Source organism: Methylobacterium sp. J-077 (genome assembly GCF_022829365.1).
Lineage (GTDB): Bacteria > Pseudomonadota > Alphaproteobacteria > Rhizobiales > Beijerinckiaceae > Methylobacterium.
This window is the reverse complement of record NZ_JAKSYJ010000022.1, coordinates 15411-29793: the sequence shown is the minus strand read 5'-3', so window position 1 is coordinate 29793 and position 14383 is coordinate 15411. Positions and strand designations below refer to the sequence as shown.

At 63.1% G+C, this 14383-nt stretch carries 11 protein-coding genes and 2 pseudogenes; 9 read left to right on the top strand and 4 right to left on the bottom strand.

The features are described 5' to 3' along the window. Positions 1–142 precede the first annotated feature (142 nt). The 6 genes and pseudogenes from MKL11_RS00905 to MKL11_RS00875 form a co-directional block, all read left to right on the top strand. A pseudogene (locus tag MKL11_RS00905) lies at positions 143–247 on the top strand (transposase domain-containing protein); the annotation flags it as partial. After that, positions 244–1577, top strand: a protein-coding gene (locus tag MKL11_RS00900; protein WP_409565791.1) for an IS3 family transposase whose coding sequence is annotated in 2 segments (ribosomal slippage) — positions 244–561 and positions 564–1577 — 1332 coding nt in all. Because the reading frame shifts where the segments join, the coding sequence is not laid out codon by codon here. The pseudogene MKL11_RS00905 and the gene MKL11_RS00900, both read left to right, overlap by 4 nt. Positions 1578–2171: 594 nt before the next feature. Continuing rightward, positions 2172–3005, top strand: coding sequence for a helix-turn-helix domain-containing protein (locus MKL11_RS00895; protein ID WP_243939411.1), 834 nt, complete (start codon positions 2172–2174; stop codon positions 3003–3005). A gap of 131 nt (positions 3006–3136) precedes the next feature. After that, the gene (locus MKL11_RS00890; RefSeq protein WP_243939409.1) at positions 3137–3616 is read left to right on the top strand and encodes a PAS domain-containing protein; all 480 of its coding nucleotides are present in this window, start codon (positions 3137–3139) and stop codon (positions 3614–3616) included. 230 nt (positions 3617–3846) lie between these two features. Further along, positions 3847–5331: a PAS domain-containing protein gene (locus MKL11_RS00885; protein ID WP_243939407.1), complete on the top strand. Its 1485-nt coding sequence runs from the start codon at positions 3847–3849 to the stop codon at positions 5329–5331. Positions 5332–5507: 176 nt separating this feature from the next. Beyond that, a complete protein-coding gene (locus tag MKL11_RS00875; RefSeq protein WP_313900724.1) occupies positions 5508–7691 on the top strand; it encodes a putative bifunctional diguanylate cyclase/phosphodiesterase in 2184 nt (727 codons plus the stop codon). A 40-nt stretch (positions 7692–7731) separates the two neighbouring features. On the opposite strand, the pseudogene MKL11_RS00870 reads toward MKL11_RS00875, so the two are convergent. Further along, positions 7732–8085, bottom strand: a pseudogene (locus MKL11_RS00870) (hypothetical protein); the annotation flags it as partial. A gap of 210 nt (positions 8086–8295) precedes the next feature. On the opposite strand from MKL11_RS00870, the gene MKL11_RS00865 reads away from it, so the two are divergent. Both MKL11_RS00865 and MKL11_RS00860 read left to right on the top strand, forming a co-directional pair. Further along, the gene (locus MKL11_RS00865) at positions 8296–9429 is read left to right on the top strand and encodes an EAL domain-containing protein (protein ID WP_243939405.1); all 1134 of its coding nucleotides are present in this window, start codon (positions 8296–8298) and stop codon (positions 9427–9429) included. Between the two features lie 234 nt (positions 9430–9663). Then, a complete protein-coding gene (locus MKL11_RS00860; RefSeq protein ID WP_243939404.1) occupies positions 9664–9963 on the top strand; it encodes a hypothetical protein in 300 nt (99 codons plus the stop codon). Between the two features lie 441 nt (positions 9964–10404). On the opposite strand, the gene MKL11_RS00855 is transcribed toward MKL11_RS00860, so the two are convergent. Further along, positions 10405–10998 (bottom strand): PAS domain-containing protein, encoded by a 594-nt coding sequence (locus MKL11_RS00855; RefSeq protein ID WP_243939403.1) that lies wholly within the window; start codon positions 10996–10998, stop codon positions 10405–10407. Between the two features lie 146 nt (positions 10999–11144). Here MKL11_RS00855 and MKL11_RS00850 point away from each other — a divergent pair, with 146 nt between their 5' ends. Continuing rightward, complete coding sequence (locus MKL11_RS00850; protein WP_243939402.1) at positions 11145–11390, top strand: hypothetical protein; 246 nt, start codon at positions 11145–11147, stop codon at positions 11388–11390. A 324-nt stretch (positions 11391–11714) separates the two neighbouring features. On the opposite strand, the gene MKL11_RS00845 is transcribed toward MKL11_RS00850, so the two are convergent. After that, positions 11715–13391 carry a methyl-accepting chemotaxis protein gene (locus MKL11_RS00845; RefSeq protein ID WP_243939401.1) on the bottom strand — a complete coding sequence of 559 codons (1677 nt, stop codon included), beginning with the start codon at positions 13389–13391 and terminating at the stop codon, positions 11715–11717. Positions 13392–13453: 62 nt separating this feature from the next. Further along, positions 13454–13807 carry a methylamine utilization protein gene (locus MKL11_RS00840; protein WP_243939395.1) on the bottom strand — a complete coding sequence of 118 codons (354 nt, stop codon included), beginning with the start codon at positions 13805–13807 and terminating at the stop codon, positions 13454–13456. Positions 13808–14383: the final 576 nt, after the last annotated feature.

The window sequence follows — 14383 nt, the reverse complement described above, 5'->3', positions numbered from 1 at the left end:
CTCGGCGGACAATCCGATATCAATTTTAATCTCTGGCGAGATATCGCCCACGCTCGCCTCATGCCGGCCGAACTGTATCGGGTCGATGACAGTATCTTCCACGGTCTGTTCGAGGGCACCGATCTCGGATCGCTGCCGATTGCTCGCCGATGTGCTCAGGCGTCTGCCCGACCATCCGGCCCAGCGTATCGACGACCTTCTGCCCTGGAACTGGACCCAGCCTCAGCCCCGGCAGATCGCAGCCTGATACCCCGTCGGAACCACGACCGCGGCCTTCACCGTAGGCGTACCACACGTCGGCAGTTCTCCTCCGAGGAGAAGATCCGCGTGGTGCTGGAAGGCTTGCGTGGCGAGGACAGCATCGCCGAGTTGTGCCGCCGTGAGGGGATCGCCGCCTCGATGGACTACGGCTGGTCCAAGGAGTTCCTGGAAGCTGGCAAGAAGCGCCTGTCCGGCGACACGGCTCGTGCGGCCACCACGGATGAAGTGCGGGCTCTGCGCCGCGAGACGGGGGCGCTGAAGGAGGTCGTGGCTGATCTCGTGCTGGAGAACCGTCTGCTTAAAAAAAGCATGAGCGGGGCTGGGGGCGACGAGGCATGAGGTACCCGGCCCCCGAGAAGCTGGAGATCATCCGGCTGGTCGAGCAATCCCACCTGCCGGTGCGTGCCACCCTGGACAAGCTCGGCATCACGCGCTCGACGTTCTACCGCTGGTACGACGCTTACCAGCGCGGCGGCCCCGAGGCGTTGAGCGACCAAACTTCGCAGCCGAGCCGGGTCTGGAACCGCCTGCCTGCGGAGATCCGCGAGCAGATCGTTGCCCTAGCTCTGGAGGAGCCTGAACTCAGTCCGCGTGAGCTGGCGGTGCGCTTCACAGACGAGCGCCGCTACTTCGTCTCGGAAGCGACCGTCTACCGGTTGCTCAAGTCTCAGGACCTGATCACCAGCCCGGCCTATATCGTCATCAAGGCCGCCGACGCGTTCCGCGATAAGACCACCGCACCCAATCAGCTTTGGCAGACGGACTTCACCTACCTCAAGGTCGTTGGCTGGGGCTGGTACTACCTGTCGACCGTACTGGACGACTTCTCACGCTACATCGTCGCCTGGAAGCTGTGCACGACGATGCAGGCCAGTGACGTCACCGCCACGCTCGACCTGGCGCTGGGTGCGGCTGGGCTCGATCAGGCGCGGGCGATGCCGCGGCCCCGCCTGCTCTCCGACAACGGACCGAGCTACGTCGCCAGCGACCTGGCCGACTGGCTCGGCAGCCGGGGCATGACCCACATCCGCGGTGCGCCTTGCCATCCGCAAACGCAGGGCAAGATCGAGCGTTGGCACCAGACGCTCAAGAACCGCATCCTGCTCGAACACGCCTACTTGCCCGGCGAGCTGGAGATGCGGGTCGCCGCCTTCGTCGAACACTATAACCATGCCCGAGCCCATGAAAGCCTGAGCAACCTCACGCCCGCTGACGTCTCCTTCCGACGCGGCGAAGGGATCCTGGCCGAGCGGGAACGCATCAAGCGTCAGACCCTCATGGATCGCCGCTTGCGCCATCACGCGCAGGCTGCCTAACCTCTTACCCCAGATGGACCAGAGCCTCCGCTCCTGAACACCGCTGAATGTCCCAAATCATCTGACGACGGACACTTGCAGACGATAGGCAGCCGTCTAGGGATAAGCCACACCCACACAGGACGACAATCCGCGTCACATCCATGCCGACCTCATTTTGCTGAGGGACCCGCGAGATGGCGAACCGGCGAAACAGCACGCAGCCGACTGGCATCAGCGTCAAACTACGCGGGGGCGCTGCTGCGGTGCAACCCAACGAGCTCGGGCTCTAGCGTTGACTTAGCTATGCGCCCCGGTCGACATGGGCGGTCACCGCCATGCTCGCGTAAGCGAGTCGCGGCCGTCATTCAGGAGACCACGCCGCCGCAAGTCGACCCCTGAAAAGCCAACGGGCCCCCCGTCGCCAAACGAGGAGCCCGTCGAAAATTGAGATGGCTTGTGGGGCTCTTTTCCAATCCCCACAAGCCATGAGACGCCCCCGGGCGTCAAGCGGGAACGCCAATTCCCGCGACGATGAGGCTTTGCCTTGTGGACCGGACGCCCCTGCGGCGGCCCGGAACGACCTGTTGCGGCCCTTTCACGGGGCCGAGGACCATGTTTGCCGACGAGTTAAGGCGCGCCATCGAGGCCGCTAGCCGAATCACCCTGACGCAGGTCACAGCGCTGCTGTGGCGCGCCTACGCGGACGGAAAGGTCACGGAGGCCGAAGCAGAGAGCCTGTCCGAACTTATTGACGCCCGTCGCTCATCCGAAGGTGGACAGAAATCAGGACAGAGCCCGAACCCAACGGCAACAGCCGACGCTGGCTTGACACTTTCGCCCCCAGATCGCGCAGGATCGCCCAGGAGGGCCGTCGGCTCGCGCCCGCGCACGGATGCCTCGATGGAGCGCCGTCGCCGTTGGGCCGCCTCGGGGAGGCTCCCACCGGGGCTAGCGGCCCGGTTTACGCTGGCCGAGCAGGCGGTCCTCGCCCTCGTGGCTGCCGAGGTTACTCGCCGGAAGGACTGCCGGCTGTCGATCGAGAACATGGCGGCCGTCACGGGGGTGTGCCGCTCGACCGTGAAGAACGCGATCCGCGAGGCGGCCCGGCTAGGCCTGCTCACCGTCGAGGAGCGCCAGATCACCGGCTTTCGCAACGACACGAACGTGCTCCGCATCGTCTCGCCAGAGTGGCTGGCTTGGATCCGGTTGGCACGGAAAGGGGGGGGCGGTTCACCACCCCCCTCTCGAAGGGAGGGTCATCACGGCCCCATCCTCCAGGGGGTAGGGGTCAAAACCGTAACCAGCACGCATACTGAAGTTATAACCCTGCTGGAATCGGGGAAAACGGAACCGAAGAAGGGCTGCCGACAAGCGGCTGGCGACCTCGACCGATCAGGCCAGCAGAGAATCCGCGCGGGTGGTAGGGCGGACCGAGCCTTGCGGTGACGGTCTGCGGGCGGACGGTATGACGAACGAGATTGTAGCGACCGTCGCGGGCGAGGGCACTCGACCAGCTCGGCAATGGCTTGCCTAATGGCCCTCTCGCACCTCCGACATCGTTGCAGCGTTAGCGTGCGATGACAGCTTTCGAACTGATCCGGGCGCTCGCCCACGACACTGCCATCGGCATCGTCGTCACCGATCCAGTAATCGAGCCACCCGGCCCCACGATCCTGTACGCCAACGCCGCCTTCGGCCGTCTCGTCGGGCGCGAGCTCGACGACATCGTCGGTCAAAGCCCCCGGTTCATGCAGGGCAGGGAAACGCGCCGGGAGACGCTCGACACGTTCCATCGCGCCTTGGCGGCCGGGGAGCGCTTCCACGGCTACTTTACGAACTATCGCCCCAACGGCACGAAGTACCGGGCTGAGATCGATTGCCGGCCGCTGCGCGCCGCCGATGGGCGCATCGAGAGCTTCGTCGCGTTCGAGCGAGAGGTGCTCCGGCGGCTCGGGCGCCCTGCTGGCAACGCCTCCGGACGCTACGAACTAACCAGCGTAAGCAACGATACATTAACCGGAGGCCTGCGCGCTCTGGGTGTGTTTGAGCACTCATAAGTTGTATTTGGTGGATCGCAGCAGCATGACTGTTGTTCCTCAGGCTATAATCTGCAAAGAATTTTGCTTTGAAATGTCAAATTATTACGTCGTTAAACCTTAAATAACGCTTGCCATCCAGGGTTTGGTCAACGGTGCCACCTATGACTGACACGCCGGTGGGTTGCACCGTAGGCCTTCGGCCACCTGGGTGACGTCGAGCAGCCTCAGCGATCCTAGGAGTCGATGCCATGTTCGGCAGAACGCGCGCGCATGCGGATCTCGCGGCCAAACTCGATGCCTTGGACCGTTCACAGGCGGTCATCGAGTTTCAGCCCGACGGTACCATCCTCACCGCCAACGCCAACTTCCTGGCGGCGATGGGCTACACCCTCCTTGAGCTGCGGGGGCAGCATCACGCGATGTTCGTCGAGGCAGCGCACCGCGACAGCGTCGAGTACCGTGCGTTTTGGGACGCGCTGCGGCGGGGTAACTTCCAGTCGGCCGAGTTCAAACGCATCGCCAAGGGCGGTCGCGCCGTCTGGATTCAGGCGAGCTACAATCCCGTGCTCGACCGCGCCGGTCGCGTCGTGAAAGTGATCAAGTTCGCCTCTGACGTCACCGCCCACGTCCTGCGCAACATCGACCACGATGGGCAGCTTGAGGCCCTGCACCGCTCGCAGGCGGTGATCGAGTTCGCACTCGACGGCACCGTCCTGACCGCCAACGCCAACTTCCTCGACGCGATGGGCTATCAGCTCGACGAGATCCGAGGGCACCACCACAGCCTGTTCGTGGATGCGGCCGAGCGCACGAGCGCGGATTATCATGAGTTCTGGGCCAAGCTCGGGCGTGGCGAGTTCGCCGCGGGTGAGTTCCGGCGGGTTGCCAAGGGCGGACGCGAAGTCTGGATCCAGGCCACCTACAACCCGATCCGCGACCGTGATGGCGTGCCGGTGAAGGTCGTGAAGTTTGCCGCCGACATCACCGCACAGGTGCGCAAGCGCCAGCGTCGAACCGAGGCACAGCGGGCGATCGGCATGGATCTCGACGCGATCGGCACCGCGGTCGAGGACGTCACCCGGCAGACCATGGAAGCGGTCGGTACGGTCGGGCAGGTCTCGAACGACATCCAGTGCGTCGCCTCGGGCGCGGAGGAGCTGTCGGCCTCGGTCGGCGAGATCAGCCAGCAGGTCAGTTACGCCGCGCGCATGGCCGGCGAGGCGGTCGAGCAGGCCCGGCATACGGGAGCGATCGTGGCGGGGTTGAGCGGGCAGGCGGCTCAGATCGGCGACGTCGTGACCATGATCCAGGGCATCGCCTCGCAGACCAACCTGCTCGCCCTGAACGCTACCATCGAGGCGGCGCGCGCGGGTGCGGCGGGCAAGGGCTTCGCGGTCGTCGCCTCCGAGGTGAAGGCCTTGGCCGAGCAGACCGCTAAGGCGACCGATCAGATCCGCGGGCAGATCGCGGCGACACAGGCAGCCACGCGCGAGGCGGTGGGAGCGATTGGCTCGATCCGGGGCACGATCGGTCAGCTCGACGAGGTCTCGGCTGCGATCGCTGCGGCGGTGGAGGAGCAGTCTGCGGTGACCCGGGAGATGTCGGGCAGCATGCACACGGCCGCCCACGGCGTGACCACGATCGCCGGCAGCATGGAGGCGATCGCTCGGGCGAGCGAGCAGGTCGATGTGGCTACCCGCCAGGTGCGTGAGGCCGCGCGCGCGGTCGCGTGACCTGGCTGATTTGAATGAGACCAGCATGTCGAGAGGTCTTGGAGGAGCGGTGTGCTGTTTCACCAACGTCCACTCTGACCGAAAGGTCGAAGCGCCTGCTACTGGCGGGGTTGCCACCTGCTCATTCAGCGGCGCTCACCCATTTGATCCGGAGCCCTCCTTTGCCATCTTCACCCGTGCAGACTAACGAGGAAGCTCGGCTGCAGGCGCTGGCTGAGCACGACATCCTTGATGCGGAGCCGGATCCTTCGCTCATTCACATTGTCGAGCTCGCTGCCCGCCTTCTCGGTACCCCGGTCGCTTTTGTGTCCTTCGTCGATCGCGATCGACAGGTCTTCTACGCCAAGATTGGCCTGGGCTTTTGCGAGACAGATCGCGACATCGCTTTCTGCGCGCAGGCCATCGCGCAACCGGACATTCTCGTCGTGCTCGATGCCTCGCAGGATCCGCGGTTCTGTGACAACCCTCTGGTCACCGGTGCCCCATTCATCCGCTTCTACGCGGGCATGCCGCTACGTACCGGGGACGGACACGCCATCGGTACGCTCTGCCTCGCCAGCCCCAAGCCGCGACGTGCCTTTACAAGCCGAGACCGGCGTATCCTCGCCGATTTCGCCCGTCTCGTGCTGGACCGGCTGGAGTTGCGCCGCGTCGAGGCGGCCCGGCGAGCGACGCAGTCGCGCTTCGAGCACATCGCCGAGACCTCGTCCGACGCCATCATCTGCGCGGATGCGCTTGGGCGGGTGAGCTTTTGGAGCGCGGCTGCCGAGCGCTTGTTCGGACATACGGCGCCCGAAGCTCTGGGCCAGTCCATTGCAATCCTGGTGCCCGATCGAATGTGTGGCGGCCACGAGGGCGAGTTGCGCCGTATCGCACATGGGGCGGCGACAGGGCTGATGGGTCGTACCGTCGAACTCATCGGCCTGCAGAAGGACGGCCGGGAATTTCCAGTCGAGCTGTCCTTGTCCTCTTGGACCGAGAATGGCCACGCAGCCTTCGGGGTGATCGTGCGCGATGTCAGCCAACGGCACGTGTTCGAGGAACGCATGTTCCGTCTTGCGCATCTCGATCCCCTCACTGAGCTGCCCAACCGAGCCGTTCTGCGCGGTCGGATAGGGGCCGCGATCCTGGAAGATCGTCCAGCGACGGTGCTGATGCTCGATCTCGATGACTTCAAGGAGGTCAACGATGCGCACGGACATGCCGTAGGCGACGTCGTCCTCCAGCTGGCAGCAGCTCGCCTGCGTACCTGCATCGACACCATGGGCGTAGTGGCACGCTATGGTGGCGACGAGTTCGCAGCCGTACTTCCCGGCGTCGGTGATCCCTTGGTGGCAACCTCCACCGGTCAGGCGGTGATCCAGGCCCTCGCAGAGCCTTACCACGTCGATGACCTCGTCGTGCGTCTCGGTGTCAGCGTCGGCATCGCCCTGAGTCCGGCCCATGGGCAGCGAGAAGACGAGCTCCTGGCCTGCGCCGATGCCGCCCTTTACCGTGCGAAGGTAGATGGACGCGGACGCGTCTGTCTGTTCACACCGAACTTGCGCGAGGCCGCGCAACGTGAGCGAGCCTGCCGCGATGGGCTGCGTCGCGCCATCGAGCGCGGTGAATTCGTCCTGCACTATCAACCCCAGGTAGACTTATCCAACGGCGCGCTCGTGGGTGCTGAGGCCCTGATCCGGTGGCAACATCCCGAACTCGGTTTGCTCATGCCGGCTGCGTTCCTGGAGGTGCTCGACAACGGTCCAGACGCAGCTCGGGTCGGAGACTGGGTTCTGCGCACCGCCTGCGTCCAGGCACAGGCTTGGCGGCAAAGTGGCCTGCATGCCTTCCGGATTGGGGTGAACCTCTGCGCGGCCCAATTTCGAGATGGTGATTTGGTTGAGCGGGTCGCGGCTGCGCTCGCCGAAACCGGGCTGCCGGTGCATGCCCTGGAATTGGAAATCACCGAGACGATCATCCTGCGTCACGACCCAGGGGTGGTCGTTGCGCTACAGGATCTACGCACCATGGGCGTGGGCATCGCGTTCGATGACTATGGTACCGGCTACGCCTCACTCAGCCTGCTCAAGCGCTTTCCGCTGACACGGCTCAAGATCGACCGCAGCTTCGTGAATGGCCTAGGCAGCGACCGACGGGATGCTGCGGTTGTGCGGGCGGTGATCAACCTCAGCCGCAGCTTCGGCCTTGAAGTAACCGCCGAGGGCATCGAGACCGAGGAGCAGCGCCAGCGTCTGCTCGCGAAGGGCTGCAAGGAGGCACAGGGCTACCTGTTTGGTCGGCCCATGCCTGCGGCGGAGTTCGCGACCCGGTTTGAAGTGGGTCAGGAACGGACACATCAGCCCTCGACCGCTGCGTAGCTGAGCCTGCCGATTTAAGTGGCGACCGGAGGCATGAATATCAGGCGTAGGGCCCACCGAACAGATCGCCCATTGCCTTGCGTTGGCACAGCGTGCACCGCCGCCGTCTCTGATGCTCCGGCCGGTCGTGGATCATGTAGCAGCGCTGGCAGAAGGCCGCGAGATCGGCGTCCGCGTTCTTCAAGGTGTCGCGGTCTCGATGGGCTGCGGCCAACACGACCCAGGTCCGACGAATCCGACCGAGGATGTCGGCCTCTACCGCGATCCGGATCCGCCTGCCCCAGTTGTCGCGCCACCGGCCGGCATCCGCGTCCCACCAGCGGTCGTCGCCGAGGTGGTAGACCATCCGTCCGTGCGGCCGTCCGCAGCTCTCGCAGCAGCCCTTTGCCCGGCCATTGATCATTTTAGGTCTAGCGACCGCGGTCAGAAAAGAGCGGGCCGAGCTATGCGGAGACGGTCTGTTGGCGTTCGGCGGGTCAACCAGACCTAGTAAATATGTGCCACTTTGTCGCAGCCGTTAACGGCTGATAAATCTAATTTGGATTAGGCTGCAATCCTGGGTCGTACTCAACCCCGGTTAGCTCGCCTTCAACCAGGAAAGTTGATGATCAAGCGCCCACGTCGGGTCTGCAAGCCACCTAACCGGAGTGCCCTCAAGCCAAACCAGCTGAATGCTAACGTTCAGGCTGCCTTTCAGCCGATCGAGGATCTGCGCACAGGCGAGATCGTCGGCTACGAGGCGCTTGCACGGCTCATGCGCGGCGAGCAGCTTCTTCCGCCGGCGGACTTCCTGTCCAGTCTGCCACAGGACGCCCTCGCCGAACTGTTTCGCACGATGCTCAGGCAAGCGGTCTCGCTGCGGCAGAGCTTGGCGGGTGATGGTCCAGGTCCCTACGTCAGCGTCAACGTCGAGGTGCCGCTGGTGCTCGCGGATGGATTCCTTGATCTGCTGCGCGACGTGCTCGATCAGCACGCCTTCAGTCCGCACGGCGCAGTGGTGCTGGAGCTGTTGGAAGGCCATGCGACCCCGGACTTCGCTCGAATGTCAGAGCGCCTGCAGGCCATCCGTGCACTCGGCATCCGCATCGCACTCGACGATATCGGCAGCGCCTACTCGTCCCTGATCAATCTGCGCGACCTGCCCGTCGACATCATGAAGCTCGACCAGTCGTTTGCGCGCGGGCTCCGACAGAAGCCCCGAGACCTGCACTTCGTGCTCAGCCTGCAGAGCCTAGCTCACAGCATCGGCAAGCGGCTTATTGTCGAGGGCGTGGAGACGGTCGAAATCCGTGACGCCTTGCGCGTGCTCGGGGTCGATCTCGGGCAAGGCTACGGGATCGCACGGCCGATGCCTGGAGCGGTTGTCGCATCATGGATGGCGGCACGGCCCACGGTGGGCATGGAGGTGGACCGGGCGCCGACGTCGATGCTGGGCGCCTATGCAGGCCACCTGCGCGTGGTGGAGGCGTGTCGGACACTGATGGGTCAGCCTCTACCGGTGACTTGGAAGGAAGCATCGAAGGATCCGCATGCCTGCAGCATCGGGGTGTTCTTCGATAAGCACGGCCTGCACGACACCGCCTTCGGATGCGCGCACAAGCGCTTTCATGAGGTTATGGCTTTGTACGACGCTGATCCGGCTGGCTGGCACGATGGAGCCGAGGGGTTTCGGCAGGAGATGGAACGGGCACTGGCGGATCCCTCGCAACGTTTCCGCTGCGACGCCGCCGCCGCATGAGCAAGAGCGTCACAACGGTTTAGGCAACGCCGTTCTCAATCAGCGGCTGACCCCTGACCCTAGTACTCCTCCGTTACTCCTTATCAGCGACTGACATAGGTGCTTGGAGCCATAGCAATTCTGTTCGCCACGATAGGGGCTTGTGCCTTGCCCTGTGCGCCCAATTCGGGCCGACGTCGTGCGCAGAGAGGCTGAGGTCAAGCCATTGATCCGTGGGCAGCCACTTGCTGCTGCTTGAACAATATCGATCTCGAAGTCGTTCAGCTCAGGACTGATCAATCGATCCGTCTGGAGGAAGACACCATGTCGATGAAGACACTTGCACTCGCCACCGCGATGACGCTCCCTGTCACGGGGGCGGCTCTCGCGCAAATGCCGGCCGGCAGCGGGAGCGGCAGTGCTCAGAGCAACATGAACAATCCTGGCAGCGTGAAGAGCCCCTCGGAGAAGCGCATGGGCGGCCAGCGGAGCATGATGGGTATAAGGCACATGAAGCGCCATCGGCGTCATCACATGCGTCGTTCCCACATGTGATTGGGAGCTGCGACACGGGCTTGATCTCGCGGGGTTTGTGTAGGATCCGTTAACTACCTTGCGCCACCATGCTCTCAGCGACCGGCTCTGAGCCGAGCGCCGGCAGAGCAGCACCGAGGTCTACACCCCTCGATACTCGGCGCGGCTTCGCCGGCGTAGTTATGCTAAAGCTCAGGCTGATAGTCATGCTGACGCGGCGACAGCCTCCCTTGCGCCTTCTACAGGGCCCCCTCTTCCCGTCGGCGCGCTCGAGGCGTTTCGCGACACCGCAAGGCGTGCGGCGGGCAAGCACGCGACGACAGACGACCGTGGGCCAGTTCCTTACGGATCGCCCGTGAAGCGTTGACCGGGCTTTCGCGTGAGGGTCGGTGCTGCGGGGGAACTGGAGACCGCAAGCGCCGGCCCATGGCTCCCGTAAATTGAAAGCTTCAAACCCCGACCTTAGTCCGGTCGTTTGCGTCCTTTTGATAGACCGCGGGCGATCTCACGACCGATCGCCATCAACAGGGCCCGCGCGGGCACAAGGAGATGCGGAAGACCCGTTGCTTTGATCGCTTCGTAGGCCGCAACACCATACTCAGCCGCATCATCCAATGGGCCATCAGCCCCACGAATAAACCGACGGCGGCCGTCCGCCTCCACCTCGGTGATGTCGATCACGACGCCCATCGTGTAAGTCGGCCGACCCTGTTCATCGAAATAGGTTCGACCGCGGCACAGGACCCGACGCACGCCATGGCGTTCCGAGCACACACGGTGCTCGCGGATCCGCACGTCCGATCCGGACACAGCCTGCCGCATCTGTGAGCGTAACCAGGCGACATCGTCGGTGTACACGCCCGCTAGGGCTTCGGTCATGCTGAGGTCGCGTCCGGCGAGGCCGGCATCACCGGCCAGCAATTCAGCAGCACTCTCGCAGTAGCGAGCTACCTTTTTGTTATGATCCCATTCCCAAGTTCCAACTATACCAGCCGCGGCGAGCGCCTGATCACGACGTTTTTGAGTGCAGCATCTAGGATCAAAATCTGGTATCAAAACTTCTCCATGGGCAGCCCTTTTTTTGAGTAGATTGCATCAAATGATGGATTTCAATTTCAGAGGGAGTTTTATTCCATGAAATGTCATTATGCCGCATGCTTTGCTGTCACACGCATTACCCCTGGCAATAACAGCATATCATTATGAATGACGTAGATGATGACGATAAAAAGCAGAGATATTTGATAGAGATTGCTCGAGCTCTCGACGTTTCTATCGAGACCTTCTTAGATCCATCAGAATTTGGCGATAGTCATCCGTCAGAAGCGGAACAGGAAGATGAGCTGCTGCGGCTGTTCCGCCAGGTCAGAGATATCGAGGCTCGAAGACGGTGCCTCGGTTTTGTTCGTGCTCTGGTTGATCGGCCACAAAAAGTTCAACCTGATTAGACGCTCATCTCACGAGCGCTGTTGCGTTCTCAAGCATGTTAGTCAGCGGTGAAGCCGCCCTCAACCAGAGGTTGATCTACAACTTACCCATACTTGCCCGCTACTCCCTTCTCACCGGCCAAGAGGGAGGGGCGTGGAGCCACCGTATCCGGCAATGCAAGATCGGGGCTTGTGCCTTGCCCTGTGCGCCTAATTTGGGCCGACGCCGGGTGCAGAGAGACTGACGCCAGCCTGAAAATGCAGAAAGGGCTACCTCCTCCCTAAGGTGGAGGAAACAGTCCCTTCGCTGAGCCGGCTCAGTGTGACCCTGAAAGCCTGAACGCCTCAGGCAGCGCGAACGGTGGCGAGGAAGCGTCCCACCTCGGCTGCGAGGTGCTCAGACTGACGTAACAGCTCCGAGGCCGCCCCAAGCACCTGACTCGCCGCTGCGCCGGTCTCTTCAGCTGCACCGGCGACACCCGAGATGTTGCTGGTTACCTCGCCCGTGCCCATCGCAGCCTGGCTGACGTTGCGCACGATCTCCTGCGTTGCCGCGCCCTGCTGCTCGACGGCAGCCGCGATCGATGTCGCCACGCCGCTGATCTCGCGGATCCGCCCGGTGATGCCGTCAATTGACGTGACGGCTTGGCCGGTCGACGCTTGGATACGGGCGATCTGACCCGAGATCTCACTCGTAGCCTTGGCGGTTTGCTCAGCGAGTGCCCTCACCTCGGAAGCGACGACGGCGAAGCCCTTGCCAGCAGCGCCTGCCCGTGCGGCCTCGATGGTAGCATTGAGCGCTAGTAGGTTGGTCTGGCCGGCGATGGTCGAGATCAGTCCGACCACGTCGCCGATCCGCGCCACCGCGGCACTCAACTCCTGCACCAAAGCCCCGGTCCGATCCGCTTCGTGCACGGCAAGCTGTGCTAGTTCAGCTGAGCCAGCGACCTGCCGGCTGATCTCCTGCACTGACGAGCCCAGCTCCTCCGCTGCGGCGGCGACCGTGTTGACGTTGCTGGCTGCCTCCTCGGCCGCGGCCGCGACTGTCGTGGACTGACTGGCCGTCTCAGTCGCCGTGGCCGTCATCGTCTGTGCTGTCGCCTGCAACTCGGTGGCGGACGACGACAGCATGCCGATGATGCCGCCGACCGCCCGCTCGAAGTTCTCGGCCATCTGGCGCATGCCGGTCTTGCGCTGTTCCTCGGCGGCCAAGCGGGCCTCCGCCGTCTCCTCTTCTAGCGCCTTCATGCGGATCAGGCCGTCTTTGAATATCTGAACAGCCGATGCCATCGCGCCGATCTCATCGCGGCGTTCCGCGCCTGGCACCTCTGCGCTTAAATCTCCTGCGGCGAGATTGGTCATGAATGCCGTCATGGCGCGTAGCGGCTGCACTACGCTACGGCCTATGAGCGTAGCGAAGAGACCGATTATCGCCGCGACGATGGACGCTCCACCGAGCAGGCGCATCAAGGTCGGGCGCATCTGCGCAGCTGTGTCGTCCGCATAGATGCCAGACCCAATGATCCATCCCCACGGGGCGAAGCCCTTCACGTAGGAGATCTTCGCCATAGGCTGATCCAGGCCCGGCTTCGGCCACAGGTATGGGACGAACCCTGCCCCCGACTGTTTCACCCGCTCGGCCACATCCACGAACAGGTGCTTGCCAGCCGGATCGACGATCCCAGCGATGTCCTTGCCGACTAGGTCGGCCTTGGGATGCAACACCATGCGCGGGTGCATGTCTTGGATCCAGAAATATTCGCTGCCCGCATAGTGCAGGCCCCGAACCGCCGCTACGGCCGCTTGCTGGGCGGCATCACGGCTCATCCGGCCGGCGCGCTCCTCGCCCTCGAAGTACGCGAGTACCCCCTGTGCCGTTTCCACCAGGTCACGGGTCTTCAGCTCACGCGCATCGGTGATGGTTGCGGACATGTCCCAGGCTGCCAAGCCAACCAGCGTGGCCATCCCGCCCAATACGATCAAGGTAACAGTTTGGATGCGGGTACCGATATGAAAGGCCATGAGGTTCTACTTCAAGTTTACATTAAACAGGTCAGCAGGCCGCCGGGGTGCGAGTCGGCAGCCTACCGAACGCGGACGGCGAGCTTCATTTTCGGATGGACGCCACACAGGACGGTGAAATCGCCTTCCTTCGGGAAGGTGATGACCGCCCTAGCGCCCGGCTCGATGTCGCCTGAATCGAAGGCGAACTCATCGTCCTCGATGTAGGCGTGGTGGACGAAATTACCGTCGTCGTTGACGATGGTGATGTGCTCGCCGGTGTGCAGGACGACGTCCCGCGGTCCAAACTGCTTGCCCTTCTGCGATATGAGGTGATCCGCGTCTGGCAAGCTGGCGATGGCGCTACTGGCTATTGCCAGGGAAGCCGTGGCACACAATACAAGTGTCTGAAACAATCTTTGGTTGATATATATCATCTGCACCACCACAGATTGATGGCCCGTGGGATGGATACTGAATGCGGCTCGTTAAGGTTGGCCGAAAATCTTCTGCGTCTTCAATGCGATAACGAGGATGTGATCCGATGGGGCTCATGCGGTAGACAACGGTGAAGCAGCTGGACACGTTGCCAGACGAGTCGCCCACACCTTCAGTGCGTATGGTGTGATACCCCTCCTGCTACCGTTCGACTTACCGTACCGTTGCCGGCAGTTACCGCGCCTTGCCGCACGCTGCCGTCCCTCAGCCGTATACAGCCGTCTTCCCGCTGCTTCAGCATCATCGCTAAACTGAAGCCGATCGAAGCAAGGCGCATCAGGCCAAAGCCGTGCCGACGCTCTCGGACGTTCGTACCTGTTTGAAAACGCTCGAAGATGTTCTCTGCACACCTGTGCACCATTGGTGCGGGCGCATCCTGAGGGCCCCCGGCTTTGCCCAGATGTAAAGCCGCCTGCCTCGTCCCCCTCGCATAAGGGCACGCTACCGAACAAAGCGCACCGTGACGTTCTGCCGTCGTCTGCGAGCCAATGTGCGTGCTGGGGAGGTCTGTTCCC

Excerpts from the sequence above, each read along its gene's own strand:
- MKL11_RS00890 (WP_243939409.1), top strand. The coding sequence starts at position 3,137 with ATGACAGCTTTCGAACTGATCCGGGCGCTCGCCCACGACACTGCCATC.
- MKL11_RS00840 (WP_243939395.1), bottom strand. The coding sequence starts at position 13,807 with ATGATATATATCAACCAAAGATTGTTTCAGACACTTGTATTGTGTGCC.
- MKL11_RS00895 (WP_243939411.1), top strand. The coding sequence starts at position 2,172 with ATGTTTGCCGACGAGTTAAGGCGCGCCATCGAGGCCGCTAGCCGAATC.
- MKL11_RS00885 (WP_243939407.1), top strand. The coding sequence starts at position 3,847 with ATGTTCGGCAGAACGCGCGCGCATGCGGATCTCGCGGCCAAACTCGAT.
- MKL11_RS00865 (WP_243939405.1), top strand. The coding sequence starts at position 8,296 with ATGATCAAGCGCCCACGTCGGGTCTGCAAGCCACCTAACCGGAGTGCC.
- MKL11_RS00850 (WP_243939402.1), top strand. The coding sequence starts at position 11,145 with ATGAATGACGTAGATGATGACGATAAAAAGCAGAGATATTTGATAGAG.
- MKL11_RS00845 (WP_243939401.1), bottom strand. The coding sequence starts at position 13,391 with ATGGCCTTTCATATCGGTACCCGCATCCAAACTGTTACCTTGATCGTA.